This window comes from Blautia sp. DFI.6.71 (assembly GCF_020593585.1).
In the GTDB taxonomy this organism is placed as follows: domain Bacteria; phylum Bacillota; class Clostridia; order Lachnospirales; family Lachnospiraceae; genus Blautia_A; species Blautia_A wexlerae.
Genome location: NZ_JAJDMJ010000050.1, coordinates 1 through 17,603, shown reverse-complemented (window position 1 = coordinate 17,603; position 17,603 = coordinate 1). Strand labels below are relative to the sequence as shown.

Annotated in this window: 15 protein-coding genes; 3 read left to right on the top strand and 12 right to left on the bottom strand. The window is 39.6% G+C overall.

All coding sequences use genetic code 11. From position 1 onward, the window contains the following. Positions 1-20: 20 nt before the first annotated feature. The 3 genes from hprK to ftsH form a co-directional block, all read right to left on the bottom strand. Positions 21-956, bottom strand: a complete 936-nt coding sequence (gene hprK / locus LJE12_RS15945; RefSeq protein WP_008705888.1) for an HPr(Ser) kinase/phosphatase — start codon at positions 954-956, stop codon at positions 21-23. Between the two features lie 532 nt (positions 957-1,488). Further along, a complete protein-coding gene (gene uvrC / locus LJE12_RS15940) occupies positions 1,489-3,354 on the bottom strand; it encodes an excinuclease ABC subunit UvrC (RefSeq protein ID WP_227292275.1) in 1,866 nt (621 codons plus the stop codon). Between the two features lie 125 nt (positions 3,355-3,479). Continuing rightward, positions 3,480-5,450, bottom strand: coding sequence for an ATP-dependent zinc metalloprotease FtsH (gene ftsH / locus LJE12_RS15935; protein ID WP_118409294.1), 1,971 nt, complete (start codon positions 5,448-5,450; stop codon positions 3,480-3,482). Between the two features lie 320 nt (positions 5,451-5,770). Between ftsH and LJE12_RS15930 the strand changes: the two genes are divergently transcribed. Beyond that, entirely contained in the window at positions 5,771-7,252 is a 1,482-nt protein-coding gene (locus LJE12_RS15930) for a DUF1846 domain-containing protein (RefSeq protein WP_118614817.1), read from the top strand. Between the two features lie 121 nt (positions 7,253-7,373). Here the strand turns inward: LJE12_RS15930 and LJE12_RS15925 are convergent, their stop codons facing one another. Beyond that, positions 7,374-8,123 carry a glycerophosphodiester phosphodiesterase gene (locus LJE12_RS15925; RefSeq protein WP_008705895.1) on the bottom strand — a complete coding sequence of 250 codons (750 nt, stop codon included), beginning with the start codon at positions 8,121-8,123 and terminating at the stop codon, positions 7,374-7,376. 119 nt (positions 8,124-8,242) lie between these two features. Further along, complete coding sequence (locus tag LJE12_RS15920) at positions 8,243-9,052, bottom strand: carbon-nitrogen hydrolase family protein (protein WP_008705896.1); 810 nt, start codon at positions 9,050-9,052, stop codon at positions 8,243-8,245. A gap of 178 nt (positions 9,053-9,230) precedes the next feature. On the opposite strand from LJE12_RS15920, the gene LJE12_RS15915 reads away from it, so the two are divergent. Then, on the top strand, positions 9,231-9,440 hold the full coding sequence (locus LJE12_RS15915; protein ID WP_173703137.1) for a hypothetical protein: 210 nt from the start codon (positions 9,231-9,233) through the stop codon (positions 9,438-9,440). Here the strand turns inward: LJE12_RS15915 and LJE12_RS15910 are convergent. The 3 genes from LJE12_RS15910 to LJE12_RS15900 form a co-directional block, all read right to left on the bottom strand. Further along, positions 9,437-9,628: a hypothetical protein gene (locus tag LJE12_RS15910; protein ID WP_173703138.1), complete on the bottom strand. Its 192-nt coding sequence runs from the start codon at positions 9,626-9,628 to the stop codon at positions 9,437-9,439. The genes LJE12_RS15915 and LJE12_RS15910 overlap by 4 nt on opposite strands. A 37-nt stretch (positions 9,629-9,665) precedes the next feature. Then, entirely contained in the window at positions 9,666-10,049 is a 384-nt protein-coding gene (locus LJE12_RS15905; protein WP_173703139.1) for a hypothetical protein, read from the bottom strand. A 119-nt stretch (positions 10,050-10,168) separates the two neighbouring features. Then, complete coding sequence (locus LJE12_RS15900; RefSeq protein ID WP_173703140.1) at positions 10,169-10,558, bottom strand: metal-dependent transcriptional regulator; 390 nt, start codon at positions 10,556-10,558, stop codon at positions 10,169-10,171. A gap of 59 nt (positions 10,559-10,617) precedes the next feature. On the opposite strand from LJE12_RS15900, the gene LJE12_RS15895 reads away from it, so the two are divergent. Continuing rightward, the gene (locus LJE12_RS15895; RefSeq protein WP_173703141.1) at positions 10,618-11,286 is read left to right on the top strand and encodes a 4'-phosphopantetheinyl transferase family protein; all 669 of its coding nucleotides are present in this window, start codon (positions 10,618-10,620) and stop codon (positions 11,284-11,286) included. Here the strand turns inward: LJE12_RS15895 and LJE12_RS15890 are convergent. From LJE12_RS15890 to LJE12_RS15875, 4 genes are all read right to left on the bottom strand, one after another. After that, the gene (locus LJE12_RS15890; protein WP_173703142.1) at positions 11,271-12,317 is read right to left on the bottom strand and encodes a methyltransferase; all 1,047 of its coding nucleotides are present in this window, start codon (positions 12,315-12,317) and stop codon (positions 11,271-11,273) included. The two genes, LJE12_RS15895 and LJE12_RS15890, sit on opposite strands and share 16 nt — an antisense overlap. A gap of 25 nt (positions 12,318-12,342) precedes the next feature. Beyond that, positions 12,343-13,911 carry an AMP-binding protein gene (locus tag LJE12_RS15885; RefSeq protein WP_173703143.1) on the bottom strand — a complete coding sequence of 523 codons (1,569 nt, stop codon included), beginning with the start codon at positions 13,909-13,911 and terminating at the stop codon, positions 12,343-12,345. Between the two features lie 90 nt (positions 13,912-14,001). Continuing rightward, positions 14,002-15,726 (bottom strand): ABC transporter ATP-binding protein, encoded by a 1,725-nt coding sequence (locus tag LJE12_RS15880; RefSeq protein ID WP_173703144.1) that lies wholly within the window; start codon positions 15,724-15,726, stop codon positions 14,002-14,004. Continuing rightward, entirely contained in the window at positions 15,720-17,522 is a 1,803-nt protein-coding gene (locus tag LJE12_RS15875; RefSeq protein WP_173703145.1) for an ABC transporter ATP-binding protein, read from the bottom strand. Before LJE12_RS15875 ends, LJE12_RS15880 begins: the two co-directional genes overlap by 7 nt. Positions 17,523-17,603 lie beyond the last annotated feature (81 nt).

Here is a 17,603-nt window from a genome sequence, read left to right as displayed (position 1 = left end):
ATCCTCCAAATTACTTTAAATTATTTTTCTTCACGTTTCTTTGCAAGGTTTGCCTGAACACGTTTGTACAGCTCTTCCGCTGCATTGTATCCCATCTTCTTCTGTCTGTGGTTAACTGCCGCAGATTCAACGATAATAGCCAGATTACGTCCCGGACGGATAGGCAGAGAATGGCATACAATCTTATTTCCAAGATACTCTGTATATTCCTCATGCAGGCCGAGACGGTCATATTCTTTGTCTCTGTCCCACTCTTCCAGTTTGATAACCAGATCCACAGACTGTGTATCCTTAACGCTCTCAACACCAAACAGAGTTTTGACATCGATAATACCAATACCACGAAGTTCAATGAAATGTCTTGTGATATCCGGTGCCGAACCCACCAGCGTCACATCACTGACTTTACGAAGTTCTACAACATCATCACTGACAAGACGATGTCCTCGTTTGATCAGTTCCAGCGCAGCCTCACTCTTGCCAATTCCGCTCTCACCTGTGATCAGGACACCTTCACCATATACGTCCACAAGCACACCATGGATGGAAATACATGGTGCAAGCTGTACACCTAACCAGCGGATAATTTCAGCCATAAAACTGGAAGTTGTACGTTCTGTCACGAAAGTCGGAACATTATATTTAACTGCCAGATCGATCATATCCTGTGATGGTCTTGTCATTGTACTGAAAATTACACAGGGAATCTTGCTGGAAATAAATCTTTCATATTTAAATTTCCGTTCCTCATCACTGAGCTGCATCAGATAAGTATACTCTACATATCCGATGATCTGTACCCGTTCATTTGCAAAATGCTCCAGATATCCTGTCAGCTGCAATGCCGGTCTGTTGATCTCCGCTGTCTTGATCACAATCTCAGACAGATCAATTTCAGGAGTCAGGTTGTGAAGTCCCAATTCCTGAACTAATTTTGTCAACTGTACACCCTTCATTTATTTCTCCTTTTCAGTTCAAAATCTGAAAGCCCGGTCTGTCCGCTATCTCAAAACCTGCTCATACAGACATAACTCATTTATAGCTGTCGTCCGAAACTTTCATAGTAAATTTCACGTCTTTTTTATTATATCACATCACTATATACAACTTCAATTACAAAAAGCGAGAGTCTTTGGGTAATATGTAGAAGAACCCCCGAATATTTTTACATATTTTATATTTTTTTCTCACCAGTGTGCCGTAAATAACTATACCAATCGCGTAGGATGCGGATTCGAGTGTGCTGGTATAAAAACGCAGGCGTAGCGGGCTACGCTGAGGCTTTTAGACCTGTGCAATCGGATTCGCAGACAAGTGAGTGGTATAGTTATTTCGAAAACGATGTACTAGTACAGCGAAAATTAAGTTTCTGCTATATTGACGCAGGATGATTTCTTCAGCTGCAAGGCGGAGGAATGAGGCGTAGCGGTGGCTACGGCGATTGACGACAACGCCGCAGATGAAAAATCAGACAAGTCAATATAGCAGTTACTTAATATTCGCTGTACTAGCTCCATGAAAAAATTCATAGACTTTCTGTGCACTTCCTGCATTCATGCTTTCTGTCTCCGCAAGTTCTTTCAATGATGCATCTCTGATATTCTCAACAGACTTAAATTTCCGCATCAATGCTTTCCGCCTGGTTTCACCGATACCAGGGATATCATCCAACAGGGAATGCACCTGTTCTTTACTTCTCAGAGATCGGTGAAATTCAATGGCAAAACGGTGCGCCTCATCCTGGATTCTGGTGATCAGGCGGAAGCCTTCACTGTCTGTATCAATGGGAATTTCAAGATTATTGTAATACAGTCCTCTGGTTCTGTGATGGTCATCCTTGACCATACCGCAGACAGGAATCTCTATTCCCAGAATTTCCAGGACTTTTAACGCAATATTCACCTGTCCTCTTCCACCATCCATCAGGATCAGATCCGGCATAATAGAAAAGCTGTCAAACTCATCTTTTCCCTCATGAGTAAATCGTCTGGTAAGTACTTCTTCCATGCTTGCATAATCGTTCGGTCCCTGAACCCACTTTATTTTAAATTTGCGGTAATCACTGCGCTTTGGCTTTCCTTTCTCATAGACAACCATGGAACCTACAGATTCAAAACCACTGATATTGGAAATATCATAGGCCTCCATACGCCTGATTCCCGACAGTCCAAGCCACTCTTCCACTTCATGAACTGCTCCTATGGTTCTTCCTTCTTCACGTTTGATACGCTCTCTGTCTTTATCCAGAACCATCTTTGCATTCTCTTCTGCCAGCTCTACCAGCTTCTCTTTCGTACCTTTCTTCGGTACCCTGATATAGACTCGCTGCTTTCTTCGATCTGTAAGCCATTCCTCTATGATCTTAGCATCTTCGATTTCTTTTTGCAGCATGATCTCACGTGGAATAAACGGAGTTCCGGCATAAAATTGCTTCATAAAGCTGGATAATACCTGAGCCTTTGTATCGCCACGCGCCACACGCAGATAGAAATGCTCCCGCCCGATCAGTTTACCTCCCCGGACAAAGAATACCTGTACAACAGCATCCTGCTCCCGCAGATCAAGGCTTTCATCCATGGCAACTGCGATGATATCCTTATCTTCCTCTCCGTAACCTGTAATTTTCTGACGTTCTCCGATCTTCTGGATACTGCGGATCAGATCCCGGTATTCCATGGCATCCTCGAAACGCATTTCTTCGGAAGCTGCCATCATTTTGTCGGTAAGCATATCAATCGTATCCTTAAAGTCTCCATTGAGAAATTTCAACAGTTCTGCGATATTTTTCTTATATTCTTCTGAACTCACATAGCCCTGGCATGGCGCACTGCATTGTTTCATGTGATAGTACAGACATGGACGGTCCTTCCCACAATCTCTTGGCAGTACCCGATTACAGGATCGCACCTTATAAAGTTTTCGCACAAGCTCGATCACATCTTTTACAGCCCCGGCACTTGTATATGGTCCGAAATATTTCGCCTTGTCTTTCTTCATTCTTCTGGCAAAAAGAACTCTGGGATATTCCTCATTTACTGTGACTTTGATAAACGGATAACTCTTATCATCTTTGAGCATGGTATTATATTTCGGTCTGTGCTCCTTGATCAGATTACACTCCAGCACAAGGGCTTCCAGTTCCGAATCTGTGATAATATACTCAAATCTGGTGATATGGGTAACCATCTGTTCAATCTTTGCGCCCTTATTTCTGCTGCTCTGGAAATATTGACGCACCCTGTTTTTCAGACTGACGGCTTTTCCAACATAGATGATCTCGTCCTTCTCCCCATGCATAATATAAACCCCCGGCTTACCCGGAAGTTTTTTCAGTTCTTCTTCTATCTGAAACATAAACTCTCCTCTATACAAAAAATCCTGCCCTGAACGCTTTTCGTATCCATGAGATATTACAGCGTAATTTTCTGTGATACGAAAACAGAGCCGGAAATTATTTCGTTTCCGACTCTGTTATTGTATCACTGAATCTCTGGCTTATCCAGCGTTACTGTATTCTGTTTTTCCTCTGGAATTACCAGATCATCCAGATTTTCCGGAATCTCGATTCCACGCTCTACCGCATGGAAAATCTTCATAAATTCCTTACCTGTAATGGTTTCCCTGCGGATCAGGTAAGCAGCAATCTTATCAAGTGCTTCTCTGTGGCTGCCGATCAGTCTCTTGGCTTCCTCATAAGAATTATGGAGAAGTACCATTACCTCATGGTCAACCTCTGTGGCAGTGTCATCGCCACAGTTTAACACTGTTCTTCCGCTGAGATACTGATTCTCCTGTGTAGCCAGACCCATAAGTCCGAACTTGTCGGACATACCGTACTGTGTGATCATGGCTCTTGCCACCTTGGTAGCCTGCTCAATATCATTGGCTGCCCCGGTTGTGACAGTATCAAATACCAGTTCCTCTGCTGCGCGTCCGCCAAGATATCCCACAAGCATTGCTTCCAGTTCCTTCTTTGTATTGAGATATTTCTCCTCCTCGGGTACCTGCATTACATAACCAAGTGCCCCCATTGTTCTCGGCACAATAGTAATCTTCTGTACAGGCTCTGCATCTTTCTGCAGGGCGCTTACCAGTGCATGTCCTACCTCATGATAGGATACGATCCTGCGCTCCTGTGCACTGAGGATCCTGTCCTTCTTCTCTTTACCTACCAGAACTACTTCAACAGCTTCGAGAAGATCTTTCTGGGATACTGCACTGCGTCCACTCTTAACAGCAAGGATAGCAGCCTCGTTGATCATATTAGCCAGATCCGAACCCACTGCCCCAGAAGTTGCAAGTGCAATGTTCTCAAAATCAACAGTCTCATCCAGATGTACATTTCTTGCATGAACCTTCAGGATCTCGATTCTTCCCTTCAGATCCGGTCTGTCCACAATGACACGTCTGTCAAAACGTCCCGGACGAAGAAGTGCCGGATCAAGAACCTCCGGACGGTTAGTAGCAGCCAGGATCAGAAGTCCCTTTGAAGTGTCAAATCCGTCCATTTCCGCAAGAAGCTGGTTCAGGGTCTGCTCACGCTCATCATTGCCGCCACCATAATGAGAATCTCGGCTCTTTCCGATTGCATCAATCTCATCAATAAAAATGATACATGGTGCATTCTTCTTTGCTTCCTCAAAGAGATCGCGGACACGTGATGCACCCACACCTACAAACATCTCCACAAACTCAGAACCTGACAGAGAGAAAAACGGCACATGTGCCTCTCCTGCTACTGCCTTTGCCAGAAGTGTTTTACCGGTTCCCGGAGGTCCTACAAGCAAAGCTCCTTTCGGCAGCTTCGCTCCGATGGTGGTATATTTGCCGGGATTATGCAGGAAATCCACCACCTCCTGCAGTGATTCCTTGGCCTCATCCTGCCCTGCCACATCCCTGAAAGTAATTCCTGTATCTTTCTGAATGTAGGCTTTGGCGCGGCTCTTTCCAACGCCCATCATTCCGCCGCCCTTATTCATGCGGCGCATAAATACCGTCAGAAGTACAAAGAGCAGAATCGTTGGCAGAAGCACACTGACCAGCATAGAAATAATTTCCCCTGCTGCATCCGGCTTCTTATACTCAAACTTGATTCCTGTTCCCTCAAGTCTCTCCGTCAGCTTATCTACTGACTCCATCTGATTGGCATAATAAACTTCTTCTGAAAATCCTGATGACTGATGTTTCGGCGTGATCGTCAGTGTATTTGACTGAAGCGTAACCTCTTTCACATCTCCATCATCTACCATCTCAATAAATTTATCATAAGTGATCTCACTCGAATTATCCTTGAGCATATTGGTAAACATGGCGAAACATACCAGAGTTACCAGGAGGCATACCAGAAAGGCCAGTATCGACTGATGATTCTTGTTCGGGTCCTGTCTGCCCGGACCTTTATTATTATCAGGACGATTGCCATTCGGATTGTTATCCATATGATTATCCATTTCATTCCTCCTAAACGTTATCGTTCTTATTATAAAGAGAATTCGGGTATAAATCAACTGCGAGATTGTGAAAATTGTGTCCGGTTGTGCATATCTTTCTATAAACCCTATAAAATTTATATGAAGTTTTACAAATTCACCTGTTACAAATGGCTTTATTTGTAGTATACTATTGACAAACTGATTACTGCTCACTTCGTTCCCGGTAATGCGCTCCGCAATACACAGAATTTATGCTGACCGCATAAATTTGCGCTGTATGTCCCGGGATATTCTAAATGAGCAGTACTAAAAATGTGATGAGGAAAGGAAATGAACAAATGAAGATAGGATTTGACAACGACAAGTATCTGAAAATGCAGTCCGAACATATTCGGGAACGTATTAACCAGTTTGGAAACAAACTTTATCTGGAATTTGGCGGCAAGCTTTTTGATGACTACCATGCTTCCAGAGTTCTTCCGGGATTTGAGCCGGACAGCAAACTGCGTATGCTGATGCAGCTTTCTGATCAGGCAGAGATCGTTATTGTAATCAGCGCCGCTGATATTGATAAAAATAAAGTCAGAGGTGACCTTGGTATCACTTATGATGAAGATGTACTCCGCCTTATGGAAGTATTTACCGAGCGCGGACTCTATGTCGGAAGTGTCTGCATCACCCAGTATTCCGGACAGGAAAGCGCAGATGCGTTTAAGAAACGTCTGGAGAAGCTTGGAATCAAAGTATACGTGCTTTATCTGATCCCGGGTTATCCGAATAATACTTCCTTTATTGTAAGTGATGAGGGATATGGCAAGAACGATTATATCGAAACAACAAGACCACTGGTTGTCATCACTGCTCCAGGACCCGGAAGCGGAAAAATGGCCACCTGCCTTTCTCAGCTTTACCATGAATACAAGCGCGGTGTCAAGGCAGGATATGCCAAATTTGAAACTTTCCCAATCTGGAATATCCCGCTGAAGCATCCGGTAAATCTGGCATATGAAGCAGCTACTGCTGACTTAAATGATGTGAACATGATCGACCCGTTCCATCTGGAAGCATATGGTGAGACTACTATTAACTACAACCGTGACGTTGAAGTTTTCCCTGTTCTTCAGGCTATGTTTGAAAAGATCATGGGCGAGTGCCCTTACAAATCTCCCACAGATATGGGCGTTAATATGGCCGGTAACTGCATCGTTGATGATGAAGTCTGCAAGGAAGCTGCACGTCAGGAGATCATCCGCAGATATTATAAGAGCATGGAAGCTCTGGTTCGCGGAACAGGCCGCGAAGAAGAAGTTTATAAGATTGAGCTTCTGCTGAAACAGGCTCATGTGACCATCGAAGAACGCAAGGTGGTTCCTGCAGCGCTGAAACGTGAAGAAGAAACAGGTGCACCTGCTGCTGCCCTGGAACTTCCTGACGGACGTATTGTTACAGGTAAGACCTCTGAACTTCTTGGTGCATCTTCAGCACTGCTTCTGAATGCACTGAAAGAACTGGCAGGAATCGATCATGACAAACATGTTATCTCTCCGGAAGCATTAAAACCAATTCAGGCGCTCAAGACAGAATACCTTGGAAGCAAAAATCCAAGACTTCACTCTGATGAAACTCTGATCGCGCTTTCCATCAGTGCCGCAGATAATGAAGATGCGAAGCTAGCCCTGCAGCAGATTCCGAAATTAAAAGGCTGCCAGGTTCATACTTCCGTACTTCTGTCTCAGGTGGATATCCTGGAGTTCCGTAAGCTGGGTGTTGAACTTACCTGTGAGCCGAAATCTGAGCATGCTAAGAAACTGCAGAAATAATTTCTGAAATGGTTTTCAAATAGCAGCAGAAAACTCTGAAAATCCACAATATCTATATAATGATACAAGAAAGAATCCTGCCTGAACATATGACAGTTTCATATGAACAGGCAGGAATTTTTTATTTCTCTATAATCTCAATCGCTCTGTCCGGATAATTGGTAATGACTGCTTCTGCACCTGCGTCTTTTACCAGCTGGATGTGTTCTGGTTTGTTGGCAGTCCATACGTGCATTTTCAGTCCGGCACGTTTGACTTCTTCTATGAACTGTGGGTATTTCAGGTGATAAACTGCAGGGTGTACGGCGTTGATTCCGAGATTTTTGGCGTACATGGCTGGATTTACCCATCCGTCACTGAAAAGGATTCCGGTCTGTACATGGTCATTCAGCTGTTTTAACTGTAACAGGCTGTAATGGTTAAAGGAGGAATAGATCAGCTGGTCTTCCATGTTCATTTCTTTTACCAGTTTCAGAATCTTCTCTTCCATTCCCGGATAGAAGCAGATGCTGTTCTTTAGTTCAATGTTTATCATCATATCTGTGGTGCGCATGAGCTCCAGTACTTCTGCCAGAGTTGGAATGTGATAAATTCCCGATGGTTCTGCGGGTGTGCTGACTTTTAATTCTTTCAATTGAGCCAGTGTCATATCTTTGATCAGTCCGGTTCCGTCTGTGACACGGTCTACGTTTTCGTCGTGCATAACGATGAGTTCGCCGTCTGCGGAAGTATGTACATCCATTTCGATTCCGTCTGCGCCCTGTCTGATGGCAAGTTCAAATGCTTCCAGAGTGTTCTCCGGTCTGTATCCGCTGGCACCCCTGTGTGCCCATACTTTTGTTGTTCTCTTTGTTGTTTCTGTCATTTCCATATGCCTCTCTGTTCTTTCTATTTTGAATTTTCTCTGTTTCTTTTGTTTTTGTTAATGGTATTACTATATCTAATAAATATGTTTGATCTATGGTCAGTCTGCGAAAAAAATGTGTTCTCCTATAAATGGTACATTTCAGATTTGCGGTGTTTTAATAATGGAAGCTGCTCTCTGATCTGGTCTTCCCGGTCCAAATCTATTTCTTCTATTAAAATGCCCTCTTTCTCATCCAACTGTTTCATAACCTTTCCCCATGGATCTGTTACAATAGAATGTCCCCAGGAAATATATCCTGCCTGTGTATCTCTGGCAGGAGCACATCCAAGCATATATATCTGATTGTCAAGGGCTCTTGCACGAAAAGTCAGTTCCCAGTGTGCCGGACCTGTGGTCATATTAAATGCTGCCGGGACGAAAATCATCCTTGCACCGTCCAGTACCATTGTGCGGGCAAACTCCGGGAAGCGGATGTCGTAGCAGATCATGACACCCATTTTCCCAAATTCAGTATCAAACACGGTAGCATGATCTCCCGAAGTCAGAGTATCAGATTCCTTGAAGTGCTGGCCATTTTTTACATTGATATCAAAGAGATGAGCTTTTCTGTGCTTACCAATCTGTTTTCCATCTCTGTCAAAAATATAAGAAGTGTTGTAAACCTTTCCCACATCATCTGCTTCCGGCATGGAACCTGCGATCAGATAAATATGATACTTTCTGGCATAATCAGACATTGCCTGCCAGGATGGACCACCTTCTTTTTCTGCATAAACTGGAAAATTTTCGGTCTGATACGGACAGCAGAACATCTCCGGAAGAATTACAAAGTCCGGATTTTCTGCCTTTATTTTTTCTATATAAGTGCCGGCAGTACGGATATTTTGTATTTTATCTTTTACTGTGGGCATCTGAATTGCTGCTACTTTCATATGCGTCCTCTCCTTTCTTTTATCTATTATAGCCGAAAAAAAATCACATCGCCAATCCTACATTAAAGTTGCTTCCAATATTTTTATATGCTATATTAAAAACAAGCCGAAACATATCTGCTTCTACCAAAGATAAAAATTCTAAATATCCCGGAAACCCCGGAAAAGGAGCATTTCTTTGTTTCAAATCACATATTCTAAAGAGGCTGAAAAAGTCTGGAACTTAATTCAGGCATCATTTATTTTGTCCGACGTTGAAGAAATAGAACCAGACCCAGAAGAATTGGAAGCACTGCGCCGATATGAAGCTGGCGAGCCTGATTATCAACCATCCATCTCTGCTGAAAATCTGAAAAGAGAACTAGTACTGCATCCGGTTAGTTTCTAAACTATAACCGGATACAACCTGGCCAATTTAATTCGTGCATCCTGCGTCTTAAACTGCCAGTTGATTTTTGCACATTCTGCATTACGCCTGATAGTCCATGTACGAACCTGTTGTTTAAAGCTTTCCAAATCTGGCAGTGGCTTCCCCAGGGCCTGGCGGCTCATGATGCCGATTTCTATCTCTGCCATGTCCAGCCAGCTACCATGTTTTGGCGTGTAATGCCATTCAAAGCGTTCTGCAAGCCTGCATTTCTCCAGTTCCCCGGAAAAACGTCTCATATTTATCATAGAGTTCCGCAAAATGCTTCGGCGGCAGACCTATCGGCATTTGGACCTGAATCAAATCACCCTTTTCTATATTCGGATTTAACTCCAGCTCCTTTGCTATTCCTAAAAGTGTCAATAAGAAAAATCTTTGATCGACAGTCTTATCTCTCTGATATGGGATTCTCCGATTACTCGGCACATAAAATTTTCCGTTATACTCCAGATAATCAGTTCCTCTGCCTGGACTAATATCACTTTCGCTGATTCCGGTCGTAAATACCGTATGAACCGTTTTAATATTTCTGTTTCCATGGTCAATTGCAATTCTGATTCGTTTTATCATATAGAACTCTCCTTTTTTCTTTTCTACTTATTACATACGTTTTCTATACTTGAAACGCAAAATGATAAGTAAAAAATCATAAAAAGAACTTCTATATTACTATATGTAGCTCCTCGCCGTCATCCCTTGCCTTTTTCTCGATGTTCCTTTAGTTTAAGGAACGATTCGTCGCTGATACAGTGTTCAATACGGCAGGCCTCTGTTTCTGCTATCTTTGGGCTAACTCCAACAGATATAAGTTGCTCTTTAAAAAATTTATGTCGTTCATAAATTTTCTCAGCGACCTTTCGCCCCTCCTCTGTTAAATAGATAAAATGTTTATCGTCCTTTGTAAGAAAGCCACCGTTACATAAAATATTAACCGCATGACATACACTGGGCTTTGATACTCCTACATAACGGGCGACATCTACCGAACGTACTTCTCCCAATTTCTTTTGAAGAATGAGAATTGTCTCTAGGTAATCTTCCCCTGATTTCCCTATCCTTACATCTTGTCGCTTTTGCATATATTGCTAACTCCTCCATTATATGTTAAAATAATAAAAAAATTTGTTGAGGTTCTACAATGTACGTTTATTATTTACCAATTACTTTCTCGAAATGGGAGCAGATAGATACCTACTTGTTTAACTATGTTTCCCCTGAGCGTCAAGAGAAAATAACCCAGTTTGTTTTTACTGAAGATAAAAAACTTGCCCTTTATTCTGGTCTCATAATACGTTGGGCATTAAGTAATATGATTGGAATTTCTGCAGACGAATTACTTTTTCACTCTGAACCTAATCAAAAGCCTGTTCTCTTTCCTAAGTCTAATATTGATTTCAGTATTTCTCACACTAGGAATGCCATACTATGTTGCCTTTCTTCAAATGCTTTTGTAGGCGCTGATATAGAAAAAAATATAACTGCCCCTTTGGAAATTATGAAATACTGTTTCCATCCTGAAGAAATTGAATATGTTAAAAATTCTTCCTTAAATTCTGCTAATTTTCGCTTTTATGAAATATGGACTCGAAAAGAAGCCTATACAAAGGCAATAGGAACTGGTCTCTCAGAGAACTTATCTTCGATAAATACTCTAAATTCCTATTACACATCAAATTTTCATACCTGGTCAGAGGATGACTATATATGTTCTATCTTTTCAAGCCAACCATTTAAACATTTTTCAGTAACCACACTTTCTGAGTCTTTCATATCAAGCTTTTTCTTTAGCAATCATATCTCACCATAATCCGAAGTAATTGAAGGAAGCCTTACTTCCAAAATGTATTCACCTGATTTTAATTTATATGTATTTCTTAATTCTAGTTTTGCTTCACAGAAAAGAGCTTTATATTCCGATAAAGTTCTTTCTTTTCCTCCACATACGGCCCACATTTGCAAGTCATTCATATAGACATTTAGGCTCTCACGTTCTGGAACTTCTGGCAATAGCTGTTCTATTACAAGAATTGTCTCCCTCCCGTGCATATTCTTTCGAATATTCTTTAGGATTTTAATCACATTTTCATCCGTCCAATCATGTAAGATTCTGGATAAAATGAAAATATCTGCTGTAATATCATAAGGTTTGAAAAAATCTCCTCTAACAAACTCTGCTCTTTCAGACATATCGTTTTCTTTAATATTTGCTTTTGCTCGCTTTTCTACAAAATCCAAGTCTAAAATACTCCCCACCGCTTGGGGATATAATTTTAAAAACTGAATTAATACTGCTCCACTGCCACCTCCTATATCGGCTATTTTCCTTATATTTTCCCCTGTATATCTTTTTACAGAATCATCCAATAAAAGGTTTCGACTTGTATAATTCATCATTGCATCGAAGGCATAGTAATGTTTATTATCATTCTCATTACTTTTAAATAAGCCTTCCCCTACTGCCAAACTATATGGGATTTTTCTTTGCCGTGCAGCTTCAGGCATTACTCCCCAACTTCTTGCACAAATACCTCCGCAATAAAGGACAAATCCTTTTAATGAGTCCTCTCCCTTATCGCTCAATAAAATTCCGGCTTCTGTCAAACTATACATGCCATTTTTTTCTTGAAGAAATCCATATATTACCAAGGGTTGCATAAGACGAGCTATAATATCTGGATCTACTTCTGCTTTTTCTGCAATCTCCTGTACAGAAATTTTTTCTTTAGCTTCTCCAATAATATCAAATAAATCCAGTTCACATGCTGTATATAATAGGTATGTATTAGCAAAACCTTGTGCCATTGAAAGAATAATGTTTTTAGAAAACTTTCCAGTCATCAGTAATATTTCCTCCAAATTCAATTCATTTTTCTAACGCAAGTTGTTTTAATTTTTCTGTATCTATTTTTTCCATTTTAGTAGTAGGCCATCTATTTATGAATTCTATTTTATCTGGAATTTTATACTGTGCTGCTCCATTATATAGCATCAATTGAATTATCTGTTTTTTATCCATAAAACAGTTCGTACACATTTCTATAAAAGCGCAACTCTTTTGTCCGAGAACATCATCTTTCCATGGTACAACAACTACTTTTTTTACCCCTTTAATGCGCATTAATTCCTCTTCTATTTCAGATGGTAATATTTTTTCTCCACCTCTATTAATCACTTCTCTTATTCTTCCTAATATACGATAATTCCCATTTTCATCCTGAATTACCCTATCTCCTGTTTTATAAAATCCGTCGTCTGTAAAACGCCCAATACTATCCTCTGCATTATAGTACTGCGTAATGGTATATGGTCCTCTTGTCTCCATTTCACCCGCTTGTCCTTGCGATAAGATTTTGCCATTTTCGTTTACAATCCTAATTTCATCAGCTTCTGAGATAGGTTTTCCTTGACATTTAATTACTATTTCTTCTTTATCCTCCAACAATGTAGACATTATAAGGCCTTCTGCCGTCCCGTATTGATTTTGGAGTTTGCACTGGAAGCCCTTTATTATATTTTTAGCTAATTTTTCCTCCATTCTTGCGCCACCTATTATAACTGTTTTTACAGAACTTATATCAAAACTATCTAACTCCAACAGTTCTACGCACAATGTGGCAACCGCCGGAACTAAACTTGTTATTGTAACCCTTTCTCTTTCTATTGTTTCTAAAATATCATCTGGACTCGGTATAGAACACATTACAACTGTACCGCCCATATAAAGAGTGCCTAGAATTCCAGGGCTAGAAAGCGTCATATTATGTGACATTGGCATAGATGCTAAATATACTGATTCCTTATCCATTTCGCTTCTTTCAGCCGCTTTCTTAGCATTATAGATATAGTCTGCATGGGTTCTAGGAATTAGCTTGGGTTCTCCAGTTGTTCCTCCCGATAATAGAAGTAATGCTACATCATCATACTCAATCTCTATTCCATTTTCTCTAATTGGAATGTCATCCAAAGCTTCTTTATCAAAAGACTGTTCATTCAAACAGATAATTTCAGGGAAGTACTCTTTAACTTTTTTCTCTATATTACTATATTCAAATCCCATATATTCTTTAGGAGCAATATATGCTACTGCATTAGTTTTTTCTAACATTTTTATAATTTCTACTTCACGATGTGCAGGTAAAACTAAAACCGGAATTGCTCCCAAGTTAAGGAGTCCAAATAATACTTTAACAAAAAACACTGTATTAATACATTGCAGCAGTACTATATTACTATTTCTAATTCCCAGTCCAATTAACTTTTGAGCTATTTTTTCACTTTCTTTTTGTAGTTCACTGTATGTAATTCTTTCTGTTAAATCTTTAAGCGCAATTTTTTCACCATATAACTTCCCACAACGCTTAACTAATTTATCAAAAGTTATTTTTTCAAAATCATCCATCTTTTCATATTGTTCTAATATTCTACTTTTCACTATTTTTCTCCATATATGCCATAATCTTAGGTGGCGGATTCAGAACTAGAAAATGCTTAATTTCAAGTTCTAAAATCCGCACCGCAACTTTTAATATTTACCATTACTCTGAAGTCTTACCATATGTGCGTACAAGCCATCCAATCGTAGTAATTCTTCTGGTGTGCCTTCTTCCTTCACATGCCCTTTTTCTAATACTACAACTTTATCCGCATTAGCGACTGTTCTCATACGATGTGCAATAACCATAACTGTCTTATTCTCCAAAAGTGCCGATAAAGCTTCCTGCACTAAAGTTTCGCTCTCTGCATCCATCGATGCGGTCGCTTCATCGAGTAAAATAATAGGAGCATTTTTCAATAATGCACGCGCTATTGAAATTCTCTGGCGCTCTCCTCCCGATAATGCACTTCCATTTTCACCAATATTTGTCTGATATCCACTAGGTAGCCGCATAATAAATTCTTCACATTGAGCTACTTTAGCAGCTGCCATAACTTCTTCATCTGTAGCGTCCTTTCTTCCCAATCGGATATTTTCCATTACCGTATCATCAAACAATAAGACATCTTGAAAAACAATAGAATAATTTTTAAATAGTGTCTCTGGTTCTACGCTGCTTACATTAACTCCGCCCAGCAAAATTTCACCAGAATCGACGTCCCAGAAACGTGCTGCCAATTTTACAGCTGTAGATTTTCCACTCCCAGATGGACCTACTAAAGCCGTAACCTGTCCTTGCTTTGCTCTAAATGATATGTTGTCTAAAACCACTTCATCATTATATGCAAATGTGACATTTTTAAATTCAATATCATATCCTTTATTACCACAAGTATTACTGCCTGTCTGCTCAGGTGTTGTATCTATCTCTTTCATTCTTCTAATACTCACTTGAGCTGAAAATATCTCTGTTAGAAGCATGAAACACGCATTAAATGGATCATATACTCTCCCCGCAATAATCAAAAAAAGAATAAACGTAGAAATTGCTAAAGAACCGTTACCTACAAAATATCCCCCTGCTAGAAGAACCGCCACTAATCCAAAGCGTAAAATAAATTGAGCTGTAGTATTTGCAGCTCCAGGCGCTAATTCGTTTTTAAAGGAACATTTAACCACTGTTTCTAATTTTTTATCAAGCCTTTTTAAATATTCTTCTTCTCTGGAAGCCGATTTTAATTCCTGAATAGTTTCTAAAAACTCCTGTACACCATCATAAGCAGCTCTTTTGGCCTCTAAATTTGCTATTTCAGCATTTTCTTGTGCTTTTCTTGCAACTAAAATGACTATCGCCGCAACTGGTACCGGTACTATAATGCACAAGCCCATTCTCCAATCAACTACTAAAAGTCCAATCGCCATAATGATAAACATAAAAATTGTACCAAACAACATTGGAATAGCATTAGAGAACGTCCTTTCAAGTGCTGTACAATCTCCCATAATAGTTGTTGTCAAGTCTGAAATATTTTTACTCCCAAAAAAAGATAATGGCAACTTTCTCATCTTTTCAGCTAATACAATTCTCCGGTTTGCACTTTCCTTGTATGCCACAGAATAGGTTGCATTATATTGAAGCCATTGAGTTGCAAACACAAGAATAAACAGACCCACTGTAATCGCACAATATAGAATTATATTCTCATTAAGCGCAGAATCTTTTCCTAAAATCTTGTCTAACATATCAAGAATAACCAACATCAAAAAGCCAACTGGTATCATTAAACATATATTATATAATGTGGCGGCCGCAATTCCTTTTTTTAAATCCTTTGCTCCTTTATCACTTAACGCAAATGCACGCTTTAACATGTTTCCACCTCTTTTCCTATATGCCATGTTGTTGTCTTTACATAATTATTCCACATACGAGCATACTCTCCTTCTTTTTTTATTAATTTGTCATGTGTTCCCTGCTCTATCAGCTTACCTTCTTTCATAACAAGAATTTGGTCTGCATCTCGTACTGTTGATAATCTATGGGCAATCATAACTACCGTCTTATTTTTAACTAAACGTTCCAAAGCTTTTTGAATCTCATATTCATTTTCCGGATCGGCAAATGCTGTTGCCTCATCCAACACAACAATAGGAGCATCTTTCAAAATTGCCCTTGCAATAGCAATTCTTTGAGTTTCACCACCTGATAAATAAACGCCTTTACTTCCTACAATAGTATCGATGCCCTTTGGAAACTTTGCCAATATATCGTCACATTGAGCAAGATGTGCTGCTCTGAGTGCCTCCTCTTTAGATGCCATCGGTTTGGCTGCACAGATATTTGCCAACAGACTGTCCTTAAATAGTTTAGGATTTTGAAATACAAATGCCACTTTTTTCATCAAATCTTCATGTGTTAAATCTCTTATATCTACATTTCCGATTTTTATACTTCCTTCTTGTATATCGTAAAACCTTGGTATTAAACTTGCTGTCGTTGTTTTCCCCGATCCGGAATGTCCTACTATTGCAGTTGTCGTTCCTGCTTTTGCAGTAAAAGATACTTTACTAATAGCTGGCTTTTTTGTATTCTCATAAGTAAAAGTTACATCAGAAAAGGTTATATTATTACTATTTGTTATTTTAGGATTTATTGTTTCTGATTGCACTTCAGCAGTTAGAATCATATCAATTCTCCTCATTGCTTCTTCTGCCTGCATTCTATAATTGGTCATATATAAAATTTTATTTAGCATAACAGCACATGCAGGAGAAAAAATTACATAAAACAAAAACTTTTCAGTAAAATCCGTTAAATCTTCTGATATAGTTCCTATAACCAATGCCGTTGGTACTAACACAAGAAAATTAGAATTTATTACTGCTGTAAATGCTACCATTCCTTTTCTACATGCCATTGTATATTTAATTGCAAAATCCCTGTATGACTCAATTGCTTTATTAAATTTAGTAATAGATTGTACAGTCTGACCAAAAACTTTTACCACTGAAATTCCCCGAACGTATTCTACTGCCTCATGATTCATAACTTCCAACGAATCCTGATATGTCTTCATAAATTCCATACTGTCTTTACCAATTAGAGCTCCCTGCAAGAAAAACCCAATTCCAAATAAAAGTAGTAACGGTATACCAATTCTCCAGTCAAAAATCAGCATTAATACAAGACTTGCAGCCATTGTTACATAGGCTCCAACCAAATCCGGTAATTGATGTGCAATATATGATTCTGTTTGAAAGCTATTATCATCAATTATTTTTCTCAGCTTTCCGCTTGGATTCGTATCGAAATATCCCATTGGCATTTTTGCCAAACGTTTTAATGCTGCCATTTTAAGATTCTTTTCTGTTCTAAATGCGGTTATATGTGAACATAGTAACGCCACAAAATAAATAAGAAGACCTATTAATTCAAATATTAGTGCATATATTCCATATTTTAACAATCTATCCGTGTCCATATGCCCGCCTGTAAATGCAACAACTAACTCCTTTGCTGCAAAATATACACATAAAAATGGAACCAGAATAAAAACAGCACTAATTCCTGACAGCACTCTAGCTAAAATTAATAGCCATTGACTTCTCCCAGTAAAACTCATGAGCCTCTTTATTCTATCATTTTTGCTTTTATTTTTACTTTCCATGTGCTCTCCTTTCTGCTTAAATTAACATTAGGCGTTTGCGAAACGCCAAAAGCCGCATAAATACGGCATTTTTTTGTTGTT

What these genes read in the sequence shown, in the direction of transcription:
- LJE12_RS15925 (WP_008705895.1), bottom strand. Translation starts at nt 8,123, where the DNA reads ATGGAAATGACAGAAACAACAAAGAGAACAACAAAAGTATGGGCACAC.
- LJE12_RS15895 (WP_173703141.1), top strand. Translation starts at nt 10,618, where the DNA reads ATGTACGTTTATTATTTACCAATTACTTTCTCGAAATGGGAGCAGATA.
- LJE12_RS15920 (WP_008705896.1), bottom strand. Translation starts at nt 9,052, where the DNA reads ATGAAAGTAGCAGCAATTCAGATGCCCACAGTAAAAGATAAAATACAA.
- LJE12_RS15910 (WP_173703138.1), bottom strand. Translation starts at nt 9,628, where the DNA reads ATGGCAGAGATAGAAATCGGCATCATGAGCCGCCAGGCCCTGGGGAAG.
- ftsH (WP_118409294.1), bottom strand. Translation starts at nt 5,450, where the DNA reads ATGGATAATCATATGGATAACAATCCGAATGGCAATCGTCCTGATAAT.
- uvrC (WP_227292275.1), bottom strand. Translation starts at nt 3,354, where the DNA reads ATGTTTCAGATAGAAGAAGAACTGAAAAAACTTCCGGGTAAGCCGGGG.
- LJE12_RS15875 (WP_173703145.1), bottom strand. Translation starts at nt 17,522, where the DNA reads ATGGAAAGTAAAAATAAAAGCAAAAATGATAGAATAAAGAGGCTCATG.
- hprK (WP_008705888.1), bottom strand. Translation starts at nt 956, where the DNA reads ATGAAGGGTGTACAGTTGACAAAATTAGTTCAGGAATTGGGACTTCAC.
- LJE12_RS15890 (WP_173703142.1), bottom strand. Translation starts at nt 12,317, where the DNA reads ATGACTGGAAAGTTTTCTAAAAACATTATTCTTTCAATGGCACAAGGT.
- LJE12_RS15930 (WP_118614817.1), top strand. Translation starts at nt 5,771, where the DNA reads ATGAAGATAGGATTTGACAACGACAAGTATCTGAAAATGCAGTCCGAA.
- LJE12_RS15880 (WP_173703144.1), bottom strand. Translation starts at nt 15,726, where the DNA reads ATGTTAAAGCGTGCATTTGCGTTAAGTGATAAAGGAGCAAAGGATTTA.
- LJE12_RS15905 (WP_173703139.1), bottom strand. Translation starts at nt 10,049, where the DNA reads ATGATAAAACGAATCAGAATTGCAATTGACCATGGAAACAGAAATATT.
- LJE12_RS15900 (WP_173703140.1), bottom strand. Translation starts at nt 10,558, where the DNA reads ATGCAAAAGCGACAAGATGTAAGGATAGGGAAATCAGGGGAAGATTAC.